The sequence below is a fragment of the Bdellovibrionota bacterium genome (assembly GCA_035292885.1).
Lineage (GTDB): Bacteria > Bdellovibrionota_G > JALEGL01 > JALEGL01 > DATDPG01 > DATDPG01.
This window is the reverse complement of sequence record DATDPG010000004.1, coordinates 1-25,813: the sequence shown is the minus strand read 5'-3', so window position 1 is coordinate 25,813 and position 25,813 is coordinate 1. Positions and strand designations below refer to the sequence as shown.

The 25,813-nt window shown below is 56.2% G+C and carries 24 protein-coding genes; 10 read left to right on the top strand and 14 right to left on the bottom strand.

Features of this window, described 5'->3' with window-relative positions:
* From VI895_00170 to VI895_00110, 13 genes are all read right to left on the bottom strand, one after another.
* A partial coding sequence (locus tag VI895_00170) for a pilus assembly protein N-terminal domain-containing protein (GenBank protein ID HLG18212.1) occupies positions 1-871 on the bottom strand: 871 nt, incomplete at its 3' end.
* A 9-nt stretch (positions 872-880) separates the two neighbouring features.
* Positions 881-1,732 (bottom strand): Flp pilus assembly protein CpaB, encoded by an 852-nt coding sequence (cpaB, locus tag VI895_00165; GenBank protein HLG18211.1) that lies wholly within the window; start codon positions 1,730-1,732, stop codon positions 881-883.
* A 94-nt stretch (positions 1,733-1,826) separates the two neighbouring features.
* Positions 1,827-2,366 (bottom strand): hypothetical protein, encoded by a 540-nt coding sequence (locus VI895_00160; protein HLG18210.1) that lies wholly within the window; start codon positions 2,364-2,366, stop codon positions 1,827-1,829.
* A gap of 1 nt (position 2,367) precedes the next feature.
* Positions 2,368-3,705: a hypothetical protein gene (locus VI895_00155; protein ID HLG18209.1), complete on the bottom strand. Its 1,338-nt coding sequence runs from the start codon at positions 3,703-3,705 to the stop codon at positions 2,368-2,370.
* A 7-nt stretch (positions 3,706-3,712) separates the two neighbouring features.
* Entirely contained in the window at positions 3,713-4,969 is a 1,257-nt protein-coding gene (locus tag VI895_00150) for a Tad domain-containing protein (GenBank protein HLG18208.1), read from the bottom strand.
* The gene (locus VI895_00145) at positions 4,966-5,586 is read right to left on the bottom strand and encodes a TadE family protein (protein ID HLG18207.1); all 621 of its coding nucleotides are present in this window, start codon (positions 5,584-5,586) and stop codon (positions 4,966-4,968) included. The genes VI895_00150 and VI895_00145 overlap by 4 nt, the downstream gene beginning before the upstream one ends.
* A gap of 101 nt (positions 5,587-5,687) precedes the next feature.
* The gene (locus VI895_00140; protein HLG18206.1) at positions 5,688-5,894 is read right to left on the bottom strand and encodes a hypothetical protein; all 207 of its coding nucleotides are present in this window, start codon (positions 5,892-5,894) and stop codon (positions 5,688-5,690) included.
* 25 nt (positions 5,895-5,919) lie between these two features.
* Complete coding sequence (locus VI895_00135) at positions 5,920-6,072, bottom strand: hypothetical protein (protein ID HLG18205.1); 153 nt, start codon at positions 6,070-6,072, stop codon at positions 5,920-5,922.
* Positions 6,073-6,265: 193 nt separating this feature from the next.
* Positions 6,266-8,281 (bottom strand): FHA domain-containing protein, encoded by a 2,016-nt coding sequence (locus VI895_00130; GenBank protein ID HLG18204.1) that lies wholly within the window; start codon positions 8,279-8,281, stop codon positions 6,266-6,268.
* Positions 8,278-9,192, bottom strand: coding sequence for an FHA domain-containing protein (locus tag VI895_00125; GenBank protein HLG18203.1), 915 nt, complete (start codon positions 9,190-9,192; stop codon positions 8,278-8,280). Before VI895_00125 ends, VI895_00130 begins: the two co-directional genes overlap by 4 nt.
* Complete coding sequence (locus tag VI895_00120; protein HLG18202.1) at positions 9,189-10,307, bottom strand: FHA domain-containing protein; 1,119 nt, start codon at positions 10,305-10,307, stop codon at positions 9,189-9,191. The genes VI895_00125 and VI895_00120 overlap by 4 nt, the downstream gene beginning before the upstream one ends.
* Positions 10,304-10,657 (bottom strand): DUF192 domain-containing protein, encoded by a 354-nt coding sequence (locus VI895_00115; protein HLG18201.1) that lies wholly within the window; start codon positions 10,655-10,657, stop codon positions 10,304-10,306. The genes VI895_00120 and VI895_00115 overlap by 4 nt, the downstream gene beginning before the upstream one ends.
* Complete coding sequence (locus VI895_00110; GenBank protein HLG18200.1) at positions 10,657-11,589, bottom strand: type II secretion system F family protein; 933 nt, start codon at positions 11,587-11,589, stop codon at positions 10,657-10,659. The genes VI895_00115 and VI895_00110 overlap by 1 nt, the downstream gene beginning before the upstream one ends.
* Before the next feature lie 407 nt (positions 11,590-11,996).
* Here VI895_00110 and VI895_00105 point away from each other — a divergent pair, with 407 nt between their 5' ends.
* The 3 genes from VI895_00105 to VI895_00095 all read left to right on the top strand — a co-directional run bounded on the left by VI895_00105 (position 11,997) and on the right by VI895_00095 (position 15,779).
* Positions 11,997-12,344 carry a hypothetical protein gene (locus VI895_00105; GenBank protein ID HLG18199.1) on the top strand — a complete coding sequence of 116 codons (348 nt, stop codon included), beginning with the start codon at positions 11,997-11,999 and terminating at the stop codon, positions 12,342-12,344.
* A 79-nt stretch (positions 12,345-12,423) separates the two neighbouring features.
* The gene (locus VI895_00100) at positions 12,424-13,758 is read left to right on the top strand and encodes a PEGA domain-containing protein (GenBank protein ID HLG18198.1); all 1,335 of its coding nucleotides are present in this window, start codon (positions 12,424-12,426) and stop codon (positions 13,756-13,758) included.
* Positions 13,758-15,779, top strand: coding sequence for a DUF2298 domain-containing protein (locus VI895_00095; protein HLG18197.1), 2,022 nt, complete (start codon positions 13,758-13,760; stop codon positions 15,777-15,779). Before VI895_00100 ends, VI895_00095 begins: the two co-directional genes overlap by 1 nt.
* Here VI895_00095 and VI895_00090 read toward each other — a convergent pair.
* The gene (locus VI895_00090; GenBank protein HLG18196.1) at positions 15,728-16,474 is read right to left on the bottom strand and encodes a glycosyltransferase family 2 protein; all 747 of its coding nucleotides are present in this window, start codon (positions 16,472-16,474) and stop codon (positions 15,728-15,730) included. The two genes, VI895_00095 and VI895_00090, sit on opposite strands and share 52 nt — an antisense overlap.
* A gap of 43 nt (positions 16,475-16,517) precedes the next feature.
* On the opposite strand from VI895_00090, the gene VI895_00085 reads away from it, so the two are divergent.
* From VI895_00085 to VI895_00055, 7 genes are all read left to right on the top strand, one after another.
* On the top strand, positions 16,518-17,864 hold the full coding sequence (locus VI895_00085; protein ID HLG18195.1) for a PEGA domain-containing protein: 1,347 nt from the start codon (positions 16,518-16,520) through the stop codon (positions 17,862-17,864).
* Positions 17,861-19,201 (top strand): PEGA domain-containing protein, encoded by a 1,341-nt coding sequence (locus VI895_00080; protein ID HLG18194.1) that lies wholly within the window; start codon positions 17,861-17,863, stop codon positions 19,199-19,201. Before VI895_00085 ends, VI895_00080 begins: the two co-directional genes overlap by 4 nt.
* Positions 19,202-19,331: 130 nt before the next feature.
* Positions 19,332-20,273: a squalene synthase HpnC gene (hpnC, locus tag VI895_00075; protein ID HLG18193.1), complete on the top strand. Its 942-nt coding sequence runs from the start codon at positions 19,332-19,334 to the stop codon at positions 20,271-20,273.
* Positions 20,270-21,115: a phytoene/squalene synthase family protein gene (locus VI895_00070; GenBank protein ID HLG18192.1), complete on the top strand. Its 846-nt coding sequence runs from the start codon at positions 20,270-20,272 to the stop codon at positions 21,113-21,115. The genes hpnC and VI895_00070 overlap by 4 nt, the downstream gene beginning before the upstream one ends.
* Positions 21,112-23,904 (top strand): hydroxysqualene dehydroxylase HpnE, encoded by a 2,793-nt coding sequence (hpnE, locus tag VI895_00065; GenBank protein ID HLG18191.1) that lies wholly within the window; start codon positions 21,112-21,114, stop codon positions 23,902-23,904. Before VI895_00070 ends, hpnE begins: the two co-directional genes overlap by 4 nt.
* 3 nt (positions 23,905-23,907) lie before the next feature.
* Positions 23,908-25,092, top strand: coding sequence for a M24 family metallopeptidase (locus VI895_00060; protein HLG18190.1), 1,185 nt, complete (start codon positions 23,908-23,910; stop codon positions 25,090-25,092).
* A 20-nt stretch (positions 25,093-25,112) separates the two neighbouring features.
* The coding region (locus tag VI895_00055) for a GTPase (GenBank protein HLG18189.1) at positions 25,113-25,813 on the top strand (701 nt) is incomplete at its 3' end.

Here is a 25,813-nt window from a genome sequence, read left to right as displayed (position 1 = left end):
AATTGAGCTTCGGAAGCATGTCGTCGATCGTGCCGGTGATGGCGCCGGTCAGGTTGTCGCTGCCGCTGACCGGATTGATCGTGTACGAACCGGTGGAGGAGATTTTGGGCACCGGGTTCCACCGAAAATTGAAATTCTTCGAAAAGTTTTTCGATACCTCGACAAAATGAGCGGTCACCTGAATCGTCGCCTGACGGCTGGGGGGATTGGGGATTTCACGGACGTCCAGAACGTTGATGACTTTCTCGGCGTACAGGCCGGCGATCTTCTCGGCCTTTTCCTTCGCCTGTTTGGAGTAAACCTCTCCCTCCAGGATGATTTGGCCCTTGAGAGACCGCACATTGACTTCGTCCAGGCCGATTTCCTTTTGGATCTTCTTGGCGATGATGCGGTTGGTGTCCGGATTGAGGCGGGTCAAATCGATGATCTGTTTCGAATTTGTAACGACTTTCTGAATTCTCTCTTTGTCCTCGGGAAGAATCACTTCGCCGTCGATGACGATCTTTTCGTCCAATCTAGAAATATTGATCCCTTCCACGTTCCGCAAGAGCTTTCGGACCTGCTGAAGCAAACGCTCCGGATCGGTGGGGTAGACCGTCAGTTGGATGGCGTCTCGTTGTCGCCCATTGCTGTCATATACAAGAAGAAGCGTAGTTCCCGCCGTCTTGGGAAGGAGGGTGATTCGCTTCTTTTCCCGATCCGCCTTGAAATTGACGATTTCGGGATTCCCGACGGTCACGTTTCCCATCGTGTATTCGAAGGACATCACACGGGGATTGTTCACGACGAGGTACTCTTCCGTGCCTGATGTGGCCCAAGCGAAGGAGGGGAGCGTGAAAACAAACAGAAGTATGATTTGAAGTTTTTTCATCATCGTCTCCTAGGGCACCATCAGAGATTGCTCTCCTCGAAGTTCGAGCCATTTCGGACGGGCGGTCATTTCCAGCGGTTGCTGGATCCCGGTGGCGGACGAAGGGGTGCTCGGTTGATCGTGCAGAGCCTGAATCGTCTCGCCGCCGAATCGATTCATGTACGAGCGGAGGGAGAGGGAGAGGGTCCCGACCGTCTGGGCGAGCGTGAGATCCATGCACTGCCGGGGCGTCATCGAGAGCGTCACGTTCGAAAAGCCGGCCCCGCCGCCGGGAGAATCCGGGAGGATTCCTTTCCCCTTTTGAGCGCCCATGGATGTCTCGAATGCGTAATTCCGTCCGACCGCCAGAACGGGAATGTTTTGAAACACCGTCACCGTCTCGGCTTGCTTGGCGACGCGTGTCTTGTCGTCCACCGTCCGAAAGGTCCCCATGACATCCACGTGATCCCCCGGTCGGACCAAGCCTGCCACGCCGCTGATTTCGTTGACGGCGACCGTGCAGGCGCGATCCGATTTGGGGATCGTAATCGAAATCCGACTTTCACCGGGGCGGGCGACCTTCGTTTCCGTAATCTGTTCCCCCTCTTTAATCGTGGCGTCCGCGACGTAACCGATCAGACGTTCTCGATCCTTGATCGTGACGGCGAGAGGCTGAACGAACGGCTTGGGAACGGTTCGAACCCCCAGCATCGTTTCATCGATGACCTGGTAGCGCATGATGTCCTTCGTCGCGATGACGACCGGAATCTCTTCAAAGCGGGCGGAGTAATAGTTTTCCTTGCGGGAGACGTAGTAGCTGGTCAACAGGACTGCGGCCAGACCACAGACGAGGGAGAAAATGAGCGCACGGCGGTTCTTCACTGAATTCCTCCGTAACTAAATTGAACGGAAAATCGAAAGATGGTGCGGCGGTCAAACATAAGTATATAAAAACATGGCATAAAGTTCAATAGCCTCACCGGAACAAATAGTCCTTTGATTGTTCGATTAGCCGTGACCACCCGTCCAACTCCGGTTTGCGTGGAGGGACTTCACGATTAAGGCGCTTCTGACGAAGGGCCTGTTGTAACTGGAGCTGGTCTTCCATCGCCGCCGTGTCTCGTCGGTCCGTTTCTAAGCTGGACCTTCGGATTTTCATTTGTTCTGCGTCCGTCCAGCGAAGGACGACGAAATCGACCGAATGTTGCGTGGCCGAATCTTCGATGACGCGTTGAGCGAAATTTTTGAATTCAGTACTCCGGAGAATTTCCTCGATTTGATCCGTTCTGAATCCCTTCAATTCAAGAAGTACCGCCGTGTCTTGAGCCAATTTCCTTTGAATCAAAGCTTCGATAAAACTGTGTAAGGGCTTTAAGTCGCTCGCGTCGGAGCGAACTTCGGAGTAATGGACAATGGTGCCGTTCGGAACGGCAGTATCTTCGTCAGCATGGGACTGCAACGGGCCGAGCACGCAAGCGTTCAGGATTGCGAGGAAGAATGTGAGCGCTCGTTTCATTTTAGGACCCCACCGGAGGGTTGATGGCACTGAGCGCCTGAACCTGCGCCTGCGAACTAATCTCCTGTGCCAATTGCTTGGCCGATCCTGGGTTTCGAAGATAGTCGTACACCTGGTACGCCGACGCCGCGCCGCTTAGGCTGTAACGAAGCGAAGGAGGCATCTGGTTCAACATCGCTTTCGTCGCGTAACTCTGGCCACTGCCGAGAAGAGAGTTGTAAAAGCCGTCGCCGATGGCGCTCAGGCCTGCGCCTTTGGTCAAATCCATCGCGGCGTTGAAACCTATGCCGGCGCCCGTTTGCTGGAGCGAATCGATCCATTTATGGTCCTCATTATCTTTGCCATCTACCCAACCCATCGTTTGGCGGCTGAAGAATGCGCCGGCGGCTCCGGCATAAAGAGCGCTCTTTGCGTCCCCGCCATTTATTAACGTGGCAAACATCGCATTTGCTGCTCCGAAGCTTGCGGAAGTACGTGCGTCACCTGTGTACGAATCGTTTGTAAATATTTTCGCCATCGATTTCGTAGTAAAGGCGCTTGTCGCCGTGGATATCCCAACCTTTTTTAGGTCAAAATTCCCGCTGAAAACACCCGCGACGGCACTGGTAATGGCTCCTTTGGCCGCGCCATGGAGAATGTCGTTGCCGTTAATCACGCCGAAAGATTGTGCTGAATTTGACGAAAGCATTCCGCCGACGGCGCCGGGGACAATTTGCTTGAGATCACCCTGTGAGTTTGTGAAAGCTATCAACCCTGTCCGCGATGCGGATCCCCAGAACTCTTGTACCCCCGTATTTTTTTCAAGGGGTCCGATGAAACCGGCCGGCATTGATTTGACTCCCGTGAACGCCTCTTTTGCTTGCCCGCTCGTCAAGGCACCCGTGGCACCCGCAAAGGCCGATGTTTTCCAGTTCACTTCACCCGCAGAGACATATTGGGTCGCTGTGCTTCGGAGGAATTCACGGCTGGCGGCCCCGTACCATTTGTAACCGCCGAAGAACGCAACGTTGCTGAATAGGGCATTGAGACCCAATTCCGTTCCGACGCCGAGGCCGAGATCTTTGACAAAATTTCCAATGTTGAACGAGCCGCCGTCGGGAATGATTTCGCTGTAACGTCCCGGGACGAGGTCCACGCCATCGATGTTGATCGCGTCCATGTTATTCCCATGGTCGAATTTTTTGAGCGCCTCGGCATGTCTGCGGATCGAGCGGTCCCCGCTGTCGTGATTCACTTTAAAACCGCTGATGACCCAATAAAGAAGAAAGAAAAGGATCGGCAGCAACAGCGCCAGTTCGAGCGTCGCCTGACCGCATTTTTTGTTTCGTGCATCCATCACGCGCGCCTCAGTGGAGAAATTCCTTTTGATACGTGAACCCCATGTCAAAGCCACCCAGCTCGTCACGATCGTTAATTCCGATCAGCTTCGCGCCCTCGAACTTCGCACCGAGATCGCCGTGATCCAGCGGATTGAGGACGTTTCCCGAGACAGGGAACTTGCCGCCGTACGGTTTTGCAAGGGCCAATGTGTGCATGCCATGCCGTTCGCTGAACAGACGTTCGTCTTCTCTTAGTGAGCGGATCAGTTTGTTTGGGTCCTTGTTTGCGGGATCCGTAAGGTAAATTCGAAATTTTTGAAACACATCTTCCCAGTCGGGAGGCGTGTACGAGGCGCCCGCTACAAATGACGTTGTGTAGCCGCTTCCGCGCGAGACTTTCGCCATCGTGAGGGTCGGAATTGGATAATAGAACGTTGGTTGCCAGCACTTCCCAGCAGAATCCGGCATATTTGGGGGAATTCCATCGTATCGAAATTGCCAGTAGATGAGTTGTCGCATTTCATCTTCGGCCAAAAACAGAGGCGTATCGGAACTTGCTTGGACGAGTTGAAATTTGTCCTTGAGCGAACCTTTTTCATATTCGGATCGGAGTAATTCCGGCGTCAATCTGCGCCCTAGTCGTTCTTCGAGATAAACACGTAGGCCGATCGGGAGATTGTCGGGGAGGAGATACGTCGACATTGCGTATTCAAAGGCATTCTTGTTGGCATCTTGGAGAATCGTCATGATCTTCGCCGCATAGTCCATCCGAATCGCTGAATATGTCCTAATTGCCAGATTTCGGTAAAACGCATCGACCGGATGGCAAAGCGGGCTGCAAACCGACTCCGTAGCCTTGTCCCCTTGTTCAAGGGCCTTTTCCCCGCTTTTCCGCAGTTCTTCGCTCGCGGCCTCGCTCGCTTTTTTCGTTAAGTCAGAGACGTCGGCTGTGGATAGAGCGGTATAAGGGGCTGTGTCTCTGAGAAGCCCGACGTACGTTGTGCCACCTCTGATGAACTTCAATGCACACATTGGAATTGGGGCCATCGTGATCGATTGAAGAACCTCGAACGCCGTTTCAATCCCTTCGTTGTAATCCCGAATCCGGTTCAAATTGTGCCGTTGAACATCCGCCGCTACGAGAGCCGCGAAGTCGGTCGTCTGTTGAAGTTGCATTTTCTCCCGCGTGATCAAGGACGAATTGAAGACCAGACCGAACACGGCCAGCACCGCCGTGAACGAAAACGCGAGACCGAGGGCCACCTGTCCTTTGGGTTTTCTCATCCTTGTGGCTCCCGGCCGAAGAGGGCCTCTTCTTCAATCGCGATGCCGCTGTAATGCCGGCCGAATCGAGAGACCGTGCAGGGGTATTTTTTCTTCGCCAGACCGGCGAAAATTTCCGTGCCCGGAAATACGATGGGAAGACAATAAAGCACCTGCGCGCCGAGGCCGGTTCGAAGATTTACGCGGACGATCCCTTCGCTTCCTACGGTGCTGACTCCGTCTTTAAGAAGATCGTTCCCGTCGCGGTAGTATCGGTCGAGACTGGGTTCTCCGCCTTTTTTAGATCCGGCCGCGACGTCGATGTTCTGGTGTTCCCACATCAGGCTCTCAAAGATGACTTTCTCGGCCGCCGCTTCGGCGATGGTTTGACCGTCGTTGGTGTACGGAGCTTCTCTTACGTGCGGGTAATCGACGCTCTTAAGCGTCCGGTCGCCGTATACCTGGTACGCACGAGCGGCCGTGAAAGCCGCATATTGTGTGGCGGTCTTCGATTGCAGGTAGATGACGATCTGCACGAGACCGAGAAACAAAAGGAAAAGGATCGGGACCAACATCCCGACTTCCAATGTTGCGGCGCCGCTCTGAGCGCGGCGCATTCTGGGAGAATATTGAAACATGGCTCATGTCCTCCATCGCGCGTCAGATTTCCGCCGCGGGGGAAGGAGGAACCCCCCGACGGAACGAACTGCTTTGTGCACCTCGAACTTCAAATTCGCTTTTACTTGCCGGTGACGGCGTTCTGGGCCTGGTCAACGGCAGCCTGCATTACCTTTTCCGCTGCGCTCGGTTCCTGGCCGTTTCCGACGAAGACCTTTTGCGCGACGTAAATGACGCCGACGGCGATGACGCCGACGACCAACGCGTACTCGAGAGCGGTCTGCCCGCGATTCCGCGTGCCCAGAAGTTTCCGATAGTTGCGAAACATAGTTCTTCCTCCTTGAGGTTTAGATTTACGGGAATGGAAGGGACACGACCCGTTCGAGGCCGAGCACCTCATCCCCCCGGCCGTAGAGGCTTTCGCCGACAAAACCCTCATAAAAGATCCAGATCTTCCCGATCACAGCTGCAAATACGATCAGGACGAGCGCGTATTCCAGGGCCACTTGCCCTAGAGGGTTACGTCGAAGATGAACGCTCTGTCGGCACATACGTAGGGAGATAAGAGCAAGGGATACGCCACAGGCCCCGACAGGCTGTTTATAAATAAGTTAATAAATACACATACTTAATATACAAACACTCGAAATTAGGTGCGTGGCAGATTGTGCAGCAATTGAGCAGTGCCGAGGGATGCACTCAGTTCGGCGAACTCTTGGCCGCCCCGGAAGCCTCCAGTTCGTGGATCCTTTGGAGCGCTTTTCGATTGAGTTCGTTCCCGGGATCGGGACTGTATCGAAGGACTTCCTGATACTTTTCCACAGCAGCGGAGGGGTCCTCTAACAGTTCTTGATAAGCAATTCCTTCGTGAAAGAGCTGTTTGGCCCGCGCAAGCATCGCGCCTTCGACTTGGTCGAGCAGCCGAGCGGCGTCTTGCTTGCGTGGAAACTGTTTGGTGATTTTTTGGAGCTCGGAATGGGCGCGCAAGAGCTCCCCGGCATCCACGAGGAGCTTGGCTTCTTTCACCTGATCCTGAATCTTTTTGTCGGCTCGGCGGCGAATTTCGTCCAGCAGTTTTTTGGCGGAGGCCTGATACGTGTGTCCCTTCTTGCTGGCGACCTCGCGCAGTAGTTGTTCCGCCCCGCCGTAGTCGCCGGCTTCGAATTTCATGACGCCCTGGTTGTAGAGAGATTTCAGTTGTTCGTTGGTTTTCTTTCGGGCCAAACGTTCCCGCTTGGCCGATTCTTCTTGATCGTTCAGTTCCTCGATCGAGGCGCGGGCCTGTCGGCTGTCGGAATCAATCATGAGAGCTTGTTCGTATACGCGACGGGCCTCGGCAGATTTACGGGCTGCTCGAAGTTTGTCCCCCTCGGCCAGGATGTTTTGAATTTTCTTGGCCTGTTCGACGACCGTTCGTTTTCGATTTTCCTCGGCTCGCTTTTCATCGGCGCGTGCAGCTTCCAGTTCATCGAGCAATCGAATCGCCTCGGGGTCGTTGGGAGAAATCTTATCGAGGACCAGACGAAGGCGCGCCTCGGCATCTTCGTATTTTTTCTTTTTCAGGAGTTCGGAAGCGCGGGAGACATTAAACCGAGCCACGCGCGCGGCTTCGCTCTCCGGCGGTTCGGATTTCGCTTCCGGCACTGCGGACACTCGCGGGGCTGGCTTGGGCTTCGGAATCACGGCGACCATCAACAGGCCCAGTAGTACACTGCTTAAAGCGACGATCCGCCAATCGGAGAAAAGGCGGTTCAACCTCCAAATCAATGTGGCGCCCGGACGGACGGAGGTCGGCGATCGCTCCATTACGCGTGGGCGTTGCGCTTTCGAGCGGGCCGTTCCTTCCAGGAATTCAAACTTCGCGTCGCCGACGTAGACGATGTCGTGACTTTCCAACGGCCGTTCGCGAATGGGAACGCCGTCGACGAAAGTCCCGGTCGATTCCTCCTGATTCTTGAGAATGAATGTGTCTTCTTCCTTTTGAATCGTCGCGTGAACCTGTGAGACATTTTTTTGTTCAATCACGACGTCGCAATCCACGGCACTTCCGATCGTTACTTGATCCTGGTCGAGAAGAATCTCATTTCCGGCGTCGGGCCCGTCGAGACGGACGAGGCGCGCGGCCGGCTTAAAGGCGAGGGCATCCACCGGCCGGGGCGATGCGGATTCCATCTCGGATAAATTCTTTTCGGGGGTCGTCGGCTCCGGCGTCGTCGGTTCTTCGCCGGCGGTAGCTTCGGCTTCAAGAAATTGCTCCAAGACACGCATATGTCCGGGGCGAACATCGATGGCATCCATGAAGTCATTTGCAGGGGAGGTCGGCGATGAGGGGCGAGCCGCGGAAGTCTCCGCCTCGGAGGAGGCTGTGGGAAATGTGGATTCGTTCAGCGTGGCCTCGGGTGCGGTCGATTCGATCTTGTCCGGCGCTTCAACGGTTACGACAAACGGCCCGATCTCGATGGACTGTCCCAGCGCTACGACCGTTCGTTCGATCCTTTTCCCGGCGATCATTGTGCCGTTGGAACTGCCCAAATCTTCGACGATCAGGTGATTTCCCTGAAAGAAAAGCTTCGCGTGCCGGCGGGAGACTGCGCTGTCCCGCAAAACCACTTCGTTTTTTTTCGACCGGCCGAAATAAATGACTTCGTCTTGAAAATGAAGTGTACGGGTCGGCTCCCCTTTTCGATTCACGACAATTTTGGCCCGTTGGCTCATCGGGAACGCTCCGTAAGCTTGGCCTGCGCGTCGCGAATTTTGGCCTCGGCCATTCTATAGGTCTCCGGGTCAAAGTCCGCCGCCAGCGCCATGGTCTTCCGCCATTCCGAAACGGCGCGGTCGTAATAGAGCTTTTCATATTCTCGCGCGCCGCTCTCGTAGTAATCCGCGATCATTCGGCGCAAGCGCGCCTCGGTGCGATCGAGCTGGGCGCGCGCCCGCGCATCGTCCGAACGCGCGGCGACGACTTTTCGCAGGAGCGAAACGGCCGATTTGACGTCGTCGAAATAAAGGGCCGCTTCAATTTTACTCCGCCAGCTCAGAACTTCGTCATCCGTCGCGCGAATCGGACGGAGCGGTTTGCCATTCGACGCGGATGGAGACGGTGTGCCGGTCGATGTCGAAACCGATTTCGCATTGGGAGCCGGACGTAGGGAGAATAAAACGGCGGCTCCGACGATCGCCGCGATCCCGTACAATAAAACCCGCCGGCTTTTAAATCGCTTGAGTCCATCGAGAGAGAGTTTCAGCTGCGCCGGCTGTAACGAGCGGATTTTCTCGAGGATGGAGGAGAGGTCGGGTGTCGGCGCTGACGCTTCGGCGGATTCTTCCCGGCCGACACGAAACGAAGAGTCTCCCACTCGAAGAACGTCGGACTTCTTAAGCAGTGCTTCTTCGACGGGACGATCGTTGAGAAAGGTGCCGTTCTTACTGCCCATGTCGCGAATCCAATAGCCGTCTTGGCGGCGCTGGATACAGGCGTGGTGCCGGGAAACGCTCTTGTACGGGAGAACGATGTCGTTTTCGGGGGTTCGGCCGATGCGGATTTCGTCGCCTAAAAGCACGAATTCCCGCCCTCTGACGGGTGCACCGATCCCCGTCAGGAGCCATTGCCCTCTGGTGTCGATCATTCCTCGCGGTCCTCAGTGAGCCTGTCCACTGCATCGACCAGTGGGGCCCAATCTGAGAAGGGTACCTGATCGGCACCGGAATTGTCATCGGAAGCCGCGTGACCGGCGCGATGCAGATGGATTCTTTCCGCAAGGCGTACGAGCGGCTGGGTCAGTGGTTTGGAAAGGAGCCATCCCAGCAGCAACGAGAGGCCGACCGCCAGGCCTAAGATGACGAAGATCAGCCGGTTCATGGCGGAGACGGAGCCGACGGCATCTTCCGGGGAGAAGAGGATCTTGGCCACGCCCAACGTTTCATAAACTCCGTGAGCGTCGTCGTAGGCCCGTATCGGATGGACCAAAACGTAGGTTCCATCGCCGAGCCGCGGGCTCGGCAAAATCGGTCGATCCGATTTCTGTGCCAGTGCCTCCTTCACAAAAAGGTCGTTGGTCACTTGATGAAGTTTGGAAATGGGGGCCAAGATTCGCCCCTTTGTCCCCACGATCTCCGCTTCCCGAACTCCTTTCTCTTGGAGAATGGAGTCGGCATCCAGTAGAAGTTCATTTCCGAGGCGGAGGTCCTCGCGATTTTTCTCCGCCATATACCGGATTAGGCTTTGAGCTCGTTCCAGCGAAGCGGCCTCGAGGCGGTCGATCATGACGCTTCGGAACGCGAGGCTCCCGAAAATACTGATCGACGCGGAGAGAAGCATCAGCGCACCGGTGACCACAAAACGAACGGACCGGGGGTTTCGCGACGGCCGGGCCTCTGCCGGGCGAGCCACGGAACGGAGAGTTTTCTTTTGCGGAAAGCGAGTCACCGGACTGCGCTTGGTTTCATCCGGAATGTCGCTTTCGAATTCGATCACCACTTCGCCGATGGAAATTCGGTCGCCGTTTCGGAGTTTCTCGTTCTCCACCGGGACGCCGTTCAAAACGGTGCCGTTTGCGCTGCCGAGGTCCACAAGACGGATGCAATTTTCCTCCACGACGATCTCGGCATGCTGGCGGGAAACTTGCCGCGAGTCGATCTGGATCGCCATCCCCTCCGCGCGGCCGATCCCGTATTTCCCCCGTTTGAGAGGGATGATTTTGCGGTCGGCGCCGCCCGCGACGATTTTCAGGGAGGCCTTCACGAAAACATCTCCAAGCTCAACTGGTCTCCGACGTGCGTCAACCGCCGAGCGAGTGTTCCGGCCGCTAGTTCGAGTACCGACCGAGCGGACAGCGAGGGGCGAGTCATTCGAAACGGAGAAACCTGCTCGAGAAGGCGGACCACTCTTTGATCCGAAGAGACGAATACGACGTCGATGGGAAATCGCATGAACCACGTATGGATCGAGTTGCAGTGGGAAATCCAAAGACCGTGACCTTCCGGCAGGTTCGATCGGCCGAGAAGACCCTTCATTCTCGGCCAAAGCCGATTCGCCTGCTCCACCCGGTCGGCGAGAATCATCTGACGGGTCATGTTCCGGACGCGGTACATCAGAACAATCCCCGTTGCAGAAGACCGATCAGCGTGGGGCCCAAAACCACGATGAATATCGCCGGAAAAATACAGAGGACGAGCGGAAAGAGGACGAGTTGAGAAGCTCGCGCACCGGTCGCCTCGGCGCCCTGAAATCGGCTCGCCCGAAGCTGGTCCGATTGCGCGCGAAGCACTTGTCCGATTGATGCGCCCAATTGATCCGCCTGAATGAGGAGTGTCGTAAACGAAGATATTTCCTCGATTTGAAGTCGATCGCTCATGCTCCGAAGGGCGTCGGATCGCGCCGTGCCGAGACGGATTTCCTTGAGCATGTGGTTGAATTCCGTCAGCAGAGCGTTGGATTTTGATCGCTGCGTAAGACGCTGAATTGCGGCGATGAAATCGAGGCCCGCTTCGACGGAAAGTGTGAGAAGGTCGAGCGTGTAAGGCAAGGCCCTCAAGATCGACCTGCGACGGATTTTGATTCTCTCCTTCAACCAAAAGTCGGGGAACAGGAAGCCGCCCACGATGACCGCGGGCCAGAGAAAGATCGGAATCGGCCGGCCGAGAGCCCCCGACAAGTAGCCCACAAGCAGAGGAATCACCACGGCCATGACGAACTTAAACCCGATGAATTCGTCGGGCGTGACTTCGTCGCGAAGATTGGCCGTGATCAGATCTCGGTGCAGTTTCGCCCGACGCGTGTCAAAAATATTTCGCGAAGCGATCCGAGGAACCAACATGGTGTAAAACGGCCGAAACCATCGGAGTACGGCGACTTGATTCGGCCGCGGTTGAAGATCCGTGACGCCTAATCGTTCTCGGGCTTTGGCCTGTCCCTCGTCCGGAAGGAGGCTCAAAACCAGGATGAACGCCGCCAAAAAGCTCGCGCTAAAAAGCAGCACCTTCACTACTGCGTCTGAAAACAAGAGGTTAAGAAGCTCAGTCATCGAAATCCCTTCTATGTTGTGACGGTCTTGTCACAATACGGAACGGTTCGGGGAGACGAATTGGACCCCCATTATAACCGATAAGTCCTTGAGATGACGGCCTCTTCATATCATCCAAACATTTCATTTTCGGGGAACCACACGGGTCCCTTCTCCGGCTTAAGGGGCAACTCGCATGCCATGAACCGGTCTCATGAATACTTTCTACTGCGACCGGCTGCAACGCCGGCTGGCTTCGTTCTCGGAGCCAAACGTCCTCGACGTACTGCAGAGAGTACGCCTCCGGGCGTTTGACTCCTGCGGCCTTGCCATCCGGCGTTTCGCTCGGTCTCGTTACGAAACCATTCATGAGACCGGTTCAAATAACCCTTGCATCATAAGCGGTTTGCCCTTACATGGAGCCCCCTATGGCTGAAGCAACGACCTGTCGGAAAGAAAAGTGCAAGCGCCCCGTTCGGGCCAAGCGATATTGCGACCTTCACTACCGTGCCTGGCGGCGGGGTGAACTCCCCAAGGCGAGACACAAGAATTGCAAGAGCGAAGGTTGCCGCAAACCGATGATTCGGCAGGGGTATTGCGAAGCCCATTTTGACGCCTGGAAGGCGAGCCGAAAGCATGTCGTTCGTGTGCTCGAATCGAAGAAAAAGGCGGAAGAAGCCAAACAAAAGCCGGCCGAAGTTCCGGCCCCGGCCCCTGCTCCGGCGGCCGCCGCACCGGCCGCCCCACCGGAAGACGAGACGCCTCCGGCCGCCTGATCCGTTCCAAAGATCCAAAAATCCAACCATTATTGACGCTTAGGGCGCTGATCCGGATAATGAAAAGAGATCGCCCCCCATGGCTCGTCGCTCTCGCTCCACATCCCTGCTGGTCGTTTCTTTCTTTCTCGGATCACAAACAGTTCCATCGCAGAATGTTGCGTATGCCGAAGAACCGAGCGGTACCGACCTGGCCGTTTGCGCACTGGCCGGCTTTCATCGCGGCGATCATCCCTCCGAGAGCGAATTCCAAGCCGCACTGTATGAGAATTTGTCCCGTTCGAAGCGCGTTCAGATGGTTCCGGACGAAGTCGTGGCAAAGAACGTGGAGCGCGTTTGGCGGGACGACGCTCGCGACGGCACGATGCAGCTCGAAAAAGCTTTTGAAGATTTTCGAAAGGGAAGGGAACTTTATCAAAACCTCGCGATCGACGAGGCGATCGGTTCCCTCGATTCGGCGGTTCGGGGATACCGCCAAGGAATTTCGGCGTTGCGGGAGAACCGGTATCTCTTGGCGTCTCATCTCTACCTTGGGATGGCGCTCATCATTCGGGGAGATTCGAAGAAGGGCGAAGAATATATCCGCCAGATGATTGTTTTGGATCCGAAACGGAAAACCCACGAGCTGCCGTCCAGCGAGTTTCCGCCGAAAATCGTCCGATTGCATCGCCAACTGGCGAAACAGGTTTTGGCCGGCCCTCAGGCCACCGTTTCGGTTCGGACCGAACCCAAGGGGGCAACGGTCTTCTTCGACGCCGTTCAGCAAGTTCCTTCTCCGTCGGATGTTGCGAACGTGCCGGCCGGAGAACATTTCCTGCTCGTAGAGAAATCGGGATTCCGACCTTACGCGCAACGAGTGGAGGTGCGCGGGGGAAAAAGCTCCGTAGACGTGGAACTCGAACCATGGATGTTCCTAAGTCCATACGCCTTTGAGCGGCGGCGCGATCCGATCGTTCTGAATCAGCTTGCTCAATTAGGGCAGGACTTGGGCGCACACGTTCTTGTTCTCGGGCAGATGACGACTAAACCGGACGGGAACCTGACGATCGCCGCACAACTCTTCGACACCCGCTCCAAAGAATTCTCGATGATCGGTGGCGTAGAATCGCCTCCGTCCGAGATGAAGAAGGCGGCAAGGGCTCTGGCCGATCAATTGCTGAAGAATTTAACGGATCACGGTTTGGTGATCGCTCAACTGAGTATTCCAAGTGATTTGAAGGGAACCGAGGGAGGAAGTGAAGGCCCGGCAACGCTGCCTAAAGTCGAATCCGGGAATCCGTTCTATCGCCAGTTGTGGTTCTGGGCGATCGTCGGCGGTGTCGTCGCCGGTGGTGTCGGAGGTGCATTGCTACTCAACGGATCGGGCACCGATTCGTCAAAAAACATCCTGGTCGTGGACAACCCGCTGAACTAATGGACGACTTCGCAGCGGCCGGGCGTTGGATCACCGTCCTCGCAATCCTTCAATTGGCGACGGAGCGGCCGGCTCGGCGAATTTTTGGCCGACAGGGCGGGGCCCTCGGGCTCCCGCTCTTTCTTCTTCTATGGTCCTATGTTTATTGGCTCTGGGGATCGTTGACCGGCCTTCCACCGGGAAACAGCCCGACATATGTGTCCGCCGTCGTTGCGTACGGATTTCTCTTTTTCGGGTCAAGAACGTTTCCCATCGCAACGCCTCGCGCGAACGGTTCGGCGATTGGGGGAGTCGTGACGTTTTGGATCATTTTGGCCGTGGCGATCGGCCTCAGAATGTTCGCGCCTGAACTGGAGCAGACGGAAAAGTTCGCGGACCTGTCCGTTTTTCAGGGAGTGTTGTTGGATCGGCATTTTCCTCCGGAAGACCGCTGGCTTTCGGGGATTCCACTGAATTATTACTACTACGGACATCTCCTCTTCGTGCCGATTACCCGAGCCGCCGGCGTACCGCCCGAGTGGGCTTTCAATCTGAGCCTCTGCACGGTGATGGCCCTGCTCGGTTCATCCGCGTACGCTTGGGTTCGCCAGATCAGCCAGAATCGCCTCTGCGCCGCCGGCTCCGCGTTGGTCTCTACGCTTCTTTCAAACGTCGAATGGATTCGGCAGTGGGTCACCGGTAGGTGGACGAACGGTTTTTCCTGGTGGGGCAGTTCGCGCACGATGCCCGGAACGATTACCGAATTCCCTTATTTTTCGTTCTTGGTCGGGGACCTTCATGCCCATTACCTCGCCCTGCCGTGGGTGACGCTCACGTTCGCCTTGGTTTTTTCCCTGCGATCGGCGCTTCGAAACGGGGACAGGCTTCTTTCGGGCGTCTTAATTTTTTTCACCGGTCTGGCGGTGGGTCTCCATTACCCGCTCAATCCGTGGGAAATCCCCTGGCTGGCTCTCTTTGTCGTCCTGGTTCTCTTTCGATTCTGGTGGGCCGTTGCGGTCGTAGGGGGTACGGCGTTCATCACCTATCTTCCTTTTTGGCTTTCCTTCGTGCCCCGATCGAGTTCGATCCACTGGGTGCCGGCGGAATTGCACAGTCCGGTTCCGATGTTCCTGGCCCATTGGGCGCTCTTTCTCGTTCCGCTCCTTTTTCTCTTTTTTCGGATCGTTTCCTATTTTTCCATACGGCAAAAAATTCGGATCCTGGGCATTACGGTCGGAATCGTCCTTTTCGGCGGCGGTGCCGCGGCCATCTGCGGCTTCTTTTTGACCGGAGCCTGGTTCTGGAAAAATGGGGATTGGGAAGAACCGGAAGACGCTCTTCTTCTTTGGTCGCTCCTGGCGATTGCCACGTGTGAGTTCATTTATCTCTACGAATTTTTCGGCCCCGAATATCGGCGGATCAACACTGTCTTTAAGTTTTATATGTTGGCCTGGAGCGCGCTTGCGATCTGTGTGCCGTTGCTCATCTGGCGGCATCGAAAGCTCTTCTTTTACTACCGGCGGTCTTCGGTGGCCCTGCTGGTCGTTGTAATCGCGGCAGGATGTGTTTACCCCGTGGCGGGAACCTGGGCGCGCACGGGAGGTTTCAGGGGTGTGAAAAGTCTCGACGGCATGGCGCACTGGGACCGCCTGTTTCCGGGGGAACGGGAAATCGTCCGATGGTTGCGCGACCACACGGCGCCGAATGATCATATTCTCGAAGCCGAAGGAGACTCGTACCAGAGGGACGGGCGGTTCGCTGCGTTCAGCGGCCGGCCGACGATTCTCGCATGGATGCAGCACACGGGGGTTTGGCGGCCGGACGGTTATGCCTTGATGGGACCCCGTCAAGCCGACCTCAAACAGCTTCGGGGAAGCCCGACTCCGGAACTTCTGAATCAGTTCGTGAGGAAGTATCGGATTCGGTACATCGTCGTCGGCGCTCTGGAACGGCAGAGTTTTCCGGCGCCTTTGCTCGAGACCATCGCTCGCTATCCGGTCAGTTTTTCCTCGTCCACGGCGCGGGTGTACGAAGTCCCCTGATGGGAAGCGAGGCTCCGTGCCGAGAGCCGGTACATTCCGAGGATTGTTTTCCAAACGTCGGCCAGTCGGACCGTTGAACGGCCGAACCTTCGAGATCGATGGGTCACTCCCACTTCCTTCCATCGAAGAGAGGCGCGTTTGGCTTTCAACAGAATCTCCAGATCGATCAGGAAACCGTTTTCCTGAAGATGAATTCGGTCGAATACGGTTCGGTGAAAGAGTTTGAACGAACAGTCGATGTCGCGGACGGACAGCCCGAAAACAAGGCGCACCAATCGATTGAATCCAAAGGCGGCGAATTTGCGTACCCATGAATCCTGCCGATTTTGGCGGTAGCCGAGGACGAGATCGACGGCCTTTGAACGCTCGACCAAGCGGTCGATTTCCGACAGATCAAATTGGTTGTCGGAATCGGAATAGAAGATCCAATCTTCCCGGCACGCGCCAAATCCATCCCGAAGGGCCGCGCCGTACCCGGTACGGTGCGTGTGGTTAATGAGCCGGACCTGCCGGGGCAATCGATCGACGTACGTTTGAACGATTTTGGAAGTTCGATCCTCGCTTCCGTCGTTGACGACAATAACTTCGCCGCCTTGGTTCCCGAGGTGCTGGAGTGCCTGGTCGATCGCTTCAGCGATATTGAGTTCCTCATTGTAGGCGGGAAAAACGATGGAAAGCCGCATGTTTCGGCTCACTCTACAGCCGGAGTGAGCGATGGTACAATCAAACGATTCTCGGATGACCTCGACTCGCTCCCCGCTTTTTCCCCTCTTTTTGTCGCTTCTATTGGCGTTTCCCATTCCGTTGAAAGCGGAGTCTAAGCCGGTCGTCGCGGTACCTCCCTTCGGGGAAGGCGCGAACGAAAAAGCGCGGGCGGCCGTGATCCGGACGCTTCGCGATACGGGCAGGGTTACGGTCATCGAAAGTGCTGTGGTGGATCGATACCTTGCCGGCCTAGCCCCCAAAGGGACCCAAAAAACTCAAAGCTCCTCAATCGAGGAGGGGACGAAGCTCTTGGAAAAGGGGCAACAGGCGTACACCCAACTCAAAGTCAAAGAGGCCACCGATCTGTTGTTCAAAGCGAAGGACTGGTTTCGAAACCATCTGACGGATGAAGGAGCCTTTGAGGGACTTCGGGCGGCGCAGTTTCACCTTGCAATGGCGTACCTTGCCGGGAAGGACTCCGCCAAAGCGAAGGAGGAGATCAAAGAAGTCATCGTTCTGGATCCGGAAAGGGACAGCCGTACGCTTTCCGCCAAGCTCTACCCGCCCGACATACGGAAATTGGTCGATGGGATTCGCGCGGACATCCGAAAACGAGAACACGGCGACCTGGAAGTCGTCACACGCCCGGCGGGGGCGTTAATTTACGTCGACGGTCGTTCGGCCGGCGCGTCTCCCGCTCGAGTTCGCGGTTTACCCGCCGGAGAACACTTCATCCGCGCCCAATTCGAGGGCTCGGAATCGCAATTCACAAGCAAGTTTGTGGTTTCGGGGGAGAATCGCATCGAGCTGGAATTGCGGCCCGTCCAAACGGCCGATGTTTCCAAGAATTTCGAGACGGTGAATCAATCGCAAGACATCGATCATCATCGCGCGGCTTTCTTGGATCAGGCGGGTCTCGCCTTGGGGGCGGATATCTTTCTGTTGGTCTCTCCTTCGAGCGGCGCGGTTAAGGCGCAGTTTTACGATCAACGAAGTCAGGAAGTTTCCCGACCTCAATCGGATACGACGCCGGAGGGATTGGTGGGGAAATTGGTTCAAGATCTCGATGCGAACGGTTACGTTATCGCTGCCGAGGAAACGGCCAAAAAAGCTTCTCCGCTCGCGCCGCCGCTAGTGACGCAAACATCAGAACTCCAACCCCCTCCTACTGCGAAGGGGACGCTCACCAATCAGCCCGAACAACCCCTGCTTGCGCCCAACCGTCCAGGCGAACGTCGCCTTTGGTATGAAAACCCCTGGATATGGGCGGCGGTGGGAGGAGTGTTGCTTGTCGGGGCGGGAAGCGCACTTCTCTTTACGGACGTCGGTAAATCAGACGCCACGACCTCCACACTGACCTTGACGGTGCCGGGTCGATGAAAAAAATTATCGCTCTGTTCTTGGCGGGCCTGGTCTTTATGCCGCAGGGTTGGGCGCAAGAGACGAAACCGACGATGCGATTGAGCCAGGAAGCGGTATCCCTCGCTGTCGTCGATTTATCTCTTCCCGAATCGGAGGGAGTTCGTCGCAAGCTGCTTCGCTCAGCCGTATCCGACGCGTTTTCCCGCGACCGACGCGTTCGGTTAGTGCCGGCCGACGAGATCAGCCGATGGGTTCAACGAAATCGCAAAGACGAGGCTCCCTTGTCTCCCACTGAAGAGCTCAAAGAGGGGAGAGCGCTTCTTTCGAAAGGAAAAGCCGCGTACGGAACTCTAAGAGTGAGCAGCGCTCAAAAGTATCTCGAAGGAGCGAGGCGTGAATTTATTCTTCACCTCCCGGCGTTGCGATCGAATCGAGACTTGATCGACGCTCATCTGTACCTGGGAATGACCTATGTCGCTTTGAAGCAGCCGGAGAAGGCCCAAGGGGAATTCCGGCGGGTGGTGTACCTCGATCCGACACGGGAGCTTTCCAGTCGCGAATATTCACCCGCCGTGATCGAGACATTCGCGAAAGTTCGGCGTGACGTGCTCGCGGAACAAGTCTCCCAGGTTCAAATCGACTCACAACCTTCCGGAGCCAGGATCTATCTGAACGGTCGTTTCATCGGGACGACGCCGTACAAGACCAAGCTGCAGCAGGGGGAATACTTCCTCCTGGTCGAAAACGAAGGAATGCAGAGTTGGTACCAGCCGCTCAAGTTTCAGAAACGTTTAGAGAACGTTCAAGTGAAACTGGAACCGGCAAAAACCGAAGCGGCCTTGGGCGAGCTCTTTCGAGTGAGAGAGGGCGCGGCCCAACAGAGCGACGAGGTCGGCAAGATTCGGGATCTAGCGTCCGCCGTCCATGCCGATCTGGTTTTCCTGGGCACGTTGAACAAGAGCAAAAACTATCGGTTCCTGGGACAACTGTTCGACACGCGGACGGCGGAATTTTCTCAGGTGGCCGTCGTAGCGATGGGAGAAGATCTTTCCGAATTTCCGGGCGCTTCGGACGACATGGTCGCGACGCTGCTCGGCTTTCTCCGCCCGGACGGTTATCTGATGTCGTCCACGTTCGGCCAGCCTTCCGTGCCGGATGCCTCTCTTACCGTCGGCGGCGCGGACCGGCCGAAGCAGGAAGTCGCCGCGTCTCCCGTCCCCGAGAAGAAGTGGTATGAAAGATGGTGGATTTGGCCATTGCTGGTCGTGGCGGGGGCGGGCGTTTATCTCGGCGCCACTCAGATTGGCAGTTCCGAAGGATCAAAGATCGTCATCGACAACCGCGGCAACTTTTAGTTTAAATTATAGATAAGTATATTTATATCAATTAGTTAAATAACAATAACGATAATAAACTTTAAGTAAAGATTAGGAAGATTACAAGGTTGTTCTCTGCGACGGAGACCCTTATGATGCCGCTTGCCTCATGGATTTATCCACAATCTCTCTTGCCTCGTTCCCCCAGATCCCTGCTCCTCCCGAGGGGGCGCGGTGGACGCTTCCTCAGGCGCGTAGGTTTTGTACCTATCTCGCCGACGGCCACTACGAAAACTTTCCCGTCGGTTCCCGGTGGATTCCGGGGAAGGTTCGCCCCCACGTGCACGCGATTTACGCGTTCTCTCGGACGGCGGACGATTTTGCCGATGAAGCCGAGCACGCCGGGGCGCGACTCGAACGTCTCGGGCAATGGCGAAAACTTTTGTACGAGGCGGTGGAAGGCAAAGCCGAGCATCCAATCTTTGTTGCGCTGGCGGATTCCGTTTTGGCGCACGATATTCCGGTCGAGTGGCTGGATCATTTGATTCGGGCGTTTGAACAAGATGTCCGGCAGAACCGCCATCCCAATTTCGCCTCCATTGTGGAATACGCCAAGCTGTCGGCCGACCCGGTCGGCCGTTTGGTCTTATGGCTGCACGGATACCGGGACGAAGAGCTGTTTCGTCTCTCCGACGACATTTGCTCGGCGCTTCAATTCGCGAACTTCTGGCAGGATGTGGCGGTGGATTGGAAAAAAGACCGCGTCTATCTTCCGCAAGACGACATGGCGCGGTTCGGCTATACCGAAGCGGACCTGGCGGCAGGTATCGTCGACGATCGCTTTCGAGGGCTTCTGGACCTCGAAATCGAACGAACCCTGCGAATTTTTAATCGCGGCCGAAGTCTTTGCGACCGCGTAGGAGACGATCTTCGAAAGGAACTTCGATTGGTTTGGTGCGGCGGAACCCGGATTCTGGAATTGATACGGAAGAACGATTACGACGTCTTTCGCTATCGCCCGGCACTCCGGACTTGGGATAAAGGGGTTATGCTCTGGCGGATGTTGCGATGGCCGAAAGGCAGGCCGGAACTGCGGGCGGGGAACGCATGAACGCCGCCACCATTATGAAGAAGAGCCGCTCGAATTTTGCCTGGGCGTTTGTCGGGCTTTCAAAAGCCCAGCGCCGGGCGCTGCAAGCCCTCTATGCGTATTGCCGGATCGTGGACGACATTGTGGACGAGCCCCGGCAGGCGTCCAAGGCGGAGGAGGAGATTCGGAGATGGCGCGGCTATGTCGATCGAGTACGGCATCCGTCCGTTTTCGACCCGCACGTCCTGCACGAGTTGTCGAAAGCGTGTCAGACATTTCCGATTGAGCTGGCCGATCTCCATTGGATTTTGGACGGCGTGGAAATGGATCTGCACATTCATCGGTACCAGACGATTGAACAGCTCCTATCGTACTGTGACGGTGTAGCCTCGGCGGTCGGCTTGACATCGATGGCGATTTTCGGCGGGGAACGCAAATCGACGACGGCCTATGCCGTTGCGACGGGGCGGGCGCTTCAACTGACGAATATCCTCCGCGACGTCGCGAGCGACGCAAAGCGGGGGAGGATATATCTGCCGCAGTCGGACATGGAACGTTTCGGATACCGCGAGAAAGATCTGCTCCGTTCGGTGTACGACGAACGTTTTACGATGTTGATGTCGTTCGAGGCCGCGCGGGCGAAATCGTATTACCAGGACGCCGAAAACGCGCTTCCCGTCATAGAGAGAAAGAAGTTCCCGGCGGCGGAAATCATGCGCCGGACGTATCAAGCGCTTCTCCAGAGAATCGAAGGAAATCGGTACAACGTCTTTCCGCAGAAGATCCGGCTCTCTCCGCCGACGAAGATGGCCATCGCGGTCTCGGTCTGGGCGCCTCATTTCTTTCGACCCGCATCGGTATGACCTGGGACGCGATCGTCGTCGGGGGAGGCTGTGCCGGCCTTTCGGCCGCTACATGTCTCGCCGAGAAAGGATACAGAGTCCTGGTTCTGGAACGAAGTTCCCTGCTCGGAGGGCGAACCCGTTCCTTTGAGGACCAAGCGTCCGGCGAAACGCTCGACAACGGTCAGCATCTATTTTTAGGCTGCTACCAGGAAACGCTCACTTATCTTCGCAGGATCGGAACGCAGAATCTCCTTCGATTCTCGCCCGGATTTTCGACGGAGATGATCGGACCTCACGGCGAACGCAATCCGATCAAGACTGCGCATTTGCCCGCCCCTTGGCACCTGGGTTGGGGCCTTCTCAATTATCGAGCGCTCTCATTCAGGGAGCGTTTGGCGCTCTGGAAGGTGGCGAAAGCTGCACGGAGAAACGGGCATGATCTGCGTAGCAAAAGTGTGAACCAATGGCTGCGGGATCTCGGGCAATCGCCGGCTGCGGTTCAAAGACTCTGGGAGCCGATCACGTTGGCGACACTCAATATTCGGCCGCAGCTGGCGCCGGCCGACCTGTTGGCGGTGGTGCTGAAAAACGGGTTTCTTGCCTCGCCCAAGGCTTCGGCCGTCGGATTGTCCGCCGTGGGGCTCTCGCAGTTGTTGGGAGATCCTGCGCGCGCATTTCTCACGTCGCGGGGAGGGGAGGTCCGGCTCCGTTCCGTCGTGAGAAGAGTCGTCAAGAACCACGGAGGCGTGGCCGGCGTTGACCTTTTGGACGGCACACACGAATCGGCACGTTGCGTGATCCTGGCGGTTCCGCCTCCCGCTGCCCGAAAATTGGTGGAGGGAGTTCCCGTTCTGGAAAAATCCCTTCGTACGACGGAGGCCCTGACGCCGTCGTCCATTCTCTCCCTTCACGTATGGATGGAAAGGCCTCCGTTCGGCGTGCCGTTCGTGGGATTTTGGGATCTTCCTTTCCATTGGGCGTTTCGCAAGAGCGTTTTCACGCAAGATCCGCGTACGAGCCATCTTTCCTTGGTTATTTCGGGAGCCGAGGAAATGTTGGGAAAATCAAAGGAAGAACTCATTGGGTTCGCCGAGCAGACGCTCGGTCACTGCGGCCGCGGAACTTCAGCCAAAATTTCGCGTGCGGTCGTTGTGCAGGAGAAGGAAGCCACGTGGGTTCCTCCGATCGGACGAGACGATGGACGACTTCCCGCGGATACGGCGATGGAGAATTTCTTCTTGGCGGGCGATTGGACGGAAACAGGGCTTCCTTGCACGATCGAGGGAGCTGTCCAGAGCGGGCATGTCGCCGCGATCCGCGCCGCCGAGCGATTGCGCCGCAGTTCCTCCGCGTTGACGCTTCCGGCCCCTTCCGCTAGTTTAGCGCCGGAGGTTAGGGAATTGAATTCACCGACGGCAAAAGAGGTCCTTAGCTCGCTGCGGGATGACATCGTTTTTGACCGCGAAGAGGTCACGCTCCGGGATCTGAAACGATTTCGCGAAAAACGGGTGGATTCGTTGGTGTATCAATCCGTCTTTCATCCCGACGCCGACACGAGGCTCTTTTTGCGGTGGCTGATCCGGTTGATCGCCCAATCCGCCGGTGTGGTTCCTTCCTCTATATGGCCCTTTTACAAAGCAAAAGGGCTGGGGAAGTTTCAGAAAATGACCGTTCCGGCGGTCAATGTCCGCGGCATGACCTATGACACCGCCCGCGCTTTAATCCGCGCCGCCCGGGCGAACAATTCCAAAACGTTTGTTTTTGAGATCGCCAATTCCGAAATGGGCTACACCGATCAGCGCCCCTCGGAATATTCGTCGGTCATTTTGGGCGCGGCGTTGCGTGAGGGGTACGCGGGACCGATCTTCATCCAAGGAGATCATTTCCAATTCAGTTCAAAAAAATTCGCCGCGGATCCCGAAGCCGAAACACAACGGATCAAGGACCTAACGAAGGAAGCGATCGAAGCCGGCTTTTACAATATCGACATCGATGCTTCGACGTTGGTTGACCTCTCCCAGCCGACGCTCGATGAACAACAGCGGGTGAATTATATGAAGACGGTCGAAATGACCCGCTTCATTCGCGATCTGGAACCAAAAGGAGTGACCGTTTCGGTGGGCGGCGAGATCGGGGAAGTGGGCGGCAAGAATTCCACCGTGGATGAACTGCGGGCGTACCTGGATGGATATGTCCGGGAATTGAACGCCGACGGTAAAAATCGGATCGGCATTTCGAAGGTCAGCGTTCAAACGGGTACTTCACATGGGGGCGTCCCATTGCCCGATGGAACCGTGGCGCAAGTCGCTCTCGACTTCGGTGTTCTCGCAAAGCTTTCGGAAATGGCCATCACTTCGTATCACCTGGCCGGAGCGGTTCAGCACGGCGCGTCCACGCTTCCAGACGACCTGTTTCATCGTTTTCCGGAAACCAATACGGCGGAGATTCATTTGGCCACCGGGTTTCAGAATTTGACGTACGACAGCGTTCATTTTCCCAAAGAACTCTACGCCGAGATCTTGGAGCATCTGAAAAAAGCCTGCGCCGATGAGCGCAAGCCGGGGCAGACGGAGGGGCAGTTTTTTTATAAGACGAGGAAAAAGGGCTTCGGACCTTTCAAGAAAAAGATATGGGACCTTCCCGTATCTACGCGCGAGGCGCTGGGTCGGGAGCTGGAAGCGAAATTTGATTTTCTGTTCAAGAAACTGGCGGCGGTAAACACGCATGATGCGATTGTCAACACCGTGGAACCGGTGAAGGTTCTGCCGCCCCTTCCGGAGCGGTTCCGCCCGTTGCTCGCGAGCTAAGCCATGACATTTCCTCTCACAAAGATTCAAGAAGCGATCGGGCGCGAAAAGGTGGACGGCTGGCTTTTCTATGATTTTCAGGGGCTCGATCCCATCGCCCGCCGCATTTTAGGATTTCCGGAAAACGTTCACGCGACACGTCGGTGGTATTACTTCGTTCCGAAGAGCGGTACACCCCGAAAATTGGCTCACAAGATCGAGCCCGCGTCCCTCGACCACTTGCCGGGAGATAAAAGCTTTTACGCCGGCTGGCGTGAGTTACAAAAGGAACTCCCGACGTTGCTTTCGGGCGCGCGCCGTGTGGCGATGAACTATTCACCGAGCAATGCGATCCCCTACGTGTCACGCGTGGATGCCGGCACCATCGAACAGATCCGTGCGGCGGGGGCCGAGGTTGTGACGGCAGCCGATCTGGTCCAGCAGTTTGAGGCGGTCTGGAACGAGACACAGCTTCAAACGCATATTCGGGCGGCGAAAGCACTGCGAACAATAGTGGACGAAACATTTGGATACGTAGCCAAACAGATCTCAGCGAACAAAGGTTTGGTCGAGTACGACGTTCAGCAATTCATTTGGGACCGGTTCACGGCCTACGGACTTCGTTCCGATTACCGGCCGATTGCGGCCGTGGGACCCAATGCGGGCAATCCTCACTACAGCCCTGAGCCGAAAGGATCCCTCCCGGTGCGTAAAGGTGACTTTCTGTTGATCGACCTCTGGGCGAAGGAGATGGCGGAGGACGCCGTTTTCGCCGACATCACCTGGACCGGCTACCTCGGAAAAGACGTGCCGGAGAAATTTGAATCGATTTTTCAGATTGTTCGGGGAGGCCGGGATGCCTCCTTGGAACTTGTGGAAGACGCCGTTCACTCGGGGAAAGCGCTTCGCGGGTATGAAGTCGATGACGCCGCTCGAAATTATATCGCTTCCAAGGGTTACGGAGACTATTTTATTCACCGGACCGGCCACAACATCGGCCTGAACGTTCATGGCAACGGCGCGAACATGGACAACTTCGAGAGCCGGGATGAACGTAAGGTGCTTCCTCGGACCTGCTTTTCGATTGAACCCGGAATTTATCTGAAGGATTTCGGCGTTCGATCGGAGATTGACGTTTATGTGACGGAAAGCGAAGCCACCGTCTACGGCCAGCCAATCCAGACCACCATCGTTCCCATCTTAAAATAATCGATTATTGGAGATTCCTTATGTCAACGCGTGTCGTGATCATGGGAGCCGCTGGCCGGGATTTTCATAACTTCAACCGGGTTTACCGCGACGATGCCCGGTACAAAGTTGTGGCGTTCACGGCCACACAGATCCCGGACATTTCAGGCCGGGTCTATCCGGCGGCGTTAGCCGGACAGAATTATCCAAACGGAATCCCGATCGTAGACGAGAAAGAACTTCCCCAACTCATCGAGCGCGAAAAGATCGATATGGTGATTTTCGCGTACAGCGATGTTTCTCACCAGGACGTCATGCACAAAGCTTCGATTGCATTGTCCAAGGGGGCCGATTTTAAGCTCCTGGGGCATACGTCTACGATGGTGCGTTCCTCTAAACCGGTGGTTTCGATCTGCGCCGTCCGAACCGGCTGCGGAAAGAGCCCGACCAGTCGAAAGGTTGCAAAGCTCCTGAAGGACCAAGGGAAGCGAGTGGTCGTCATCCGTCATCCGATGCCGTACGGCGACCTGACGAAACAGGTTTGTCAGAGATTCGCTTCCTTGAGCGACCTCGCGGCCCATCACTGCACGATCGAGGAGATGGAGGAGTACGAACCGCACATTCGGAACGGGATCGTGGTCTACGCGGGCATCGATTACGAAAAAATTCTTCGGGAAGCCGAGAAAGAGGCAGATGTTATTGTCTGGGACGGCGGCAACAACGACTTCCCGTTCGTCGGATC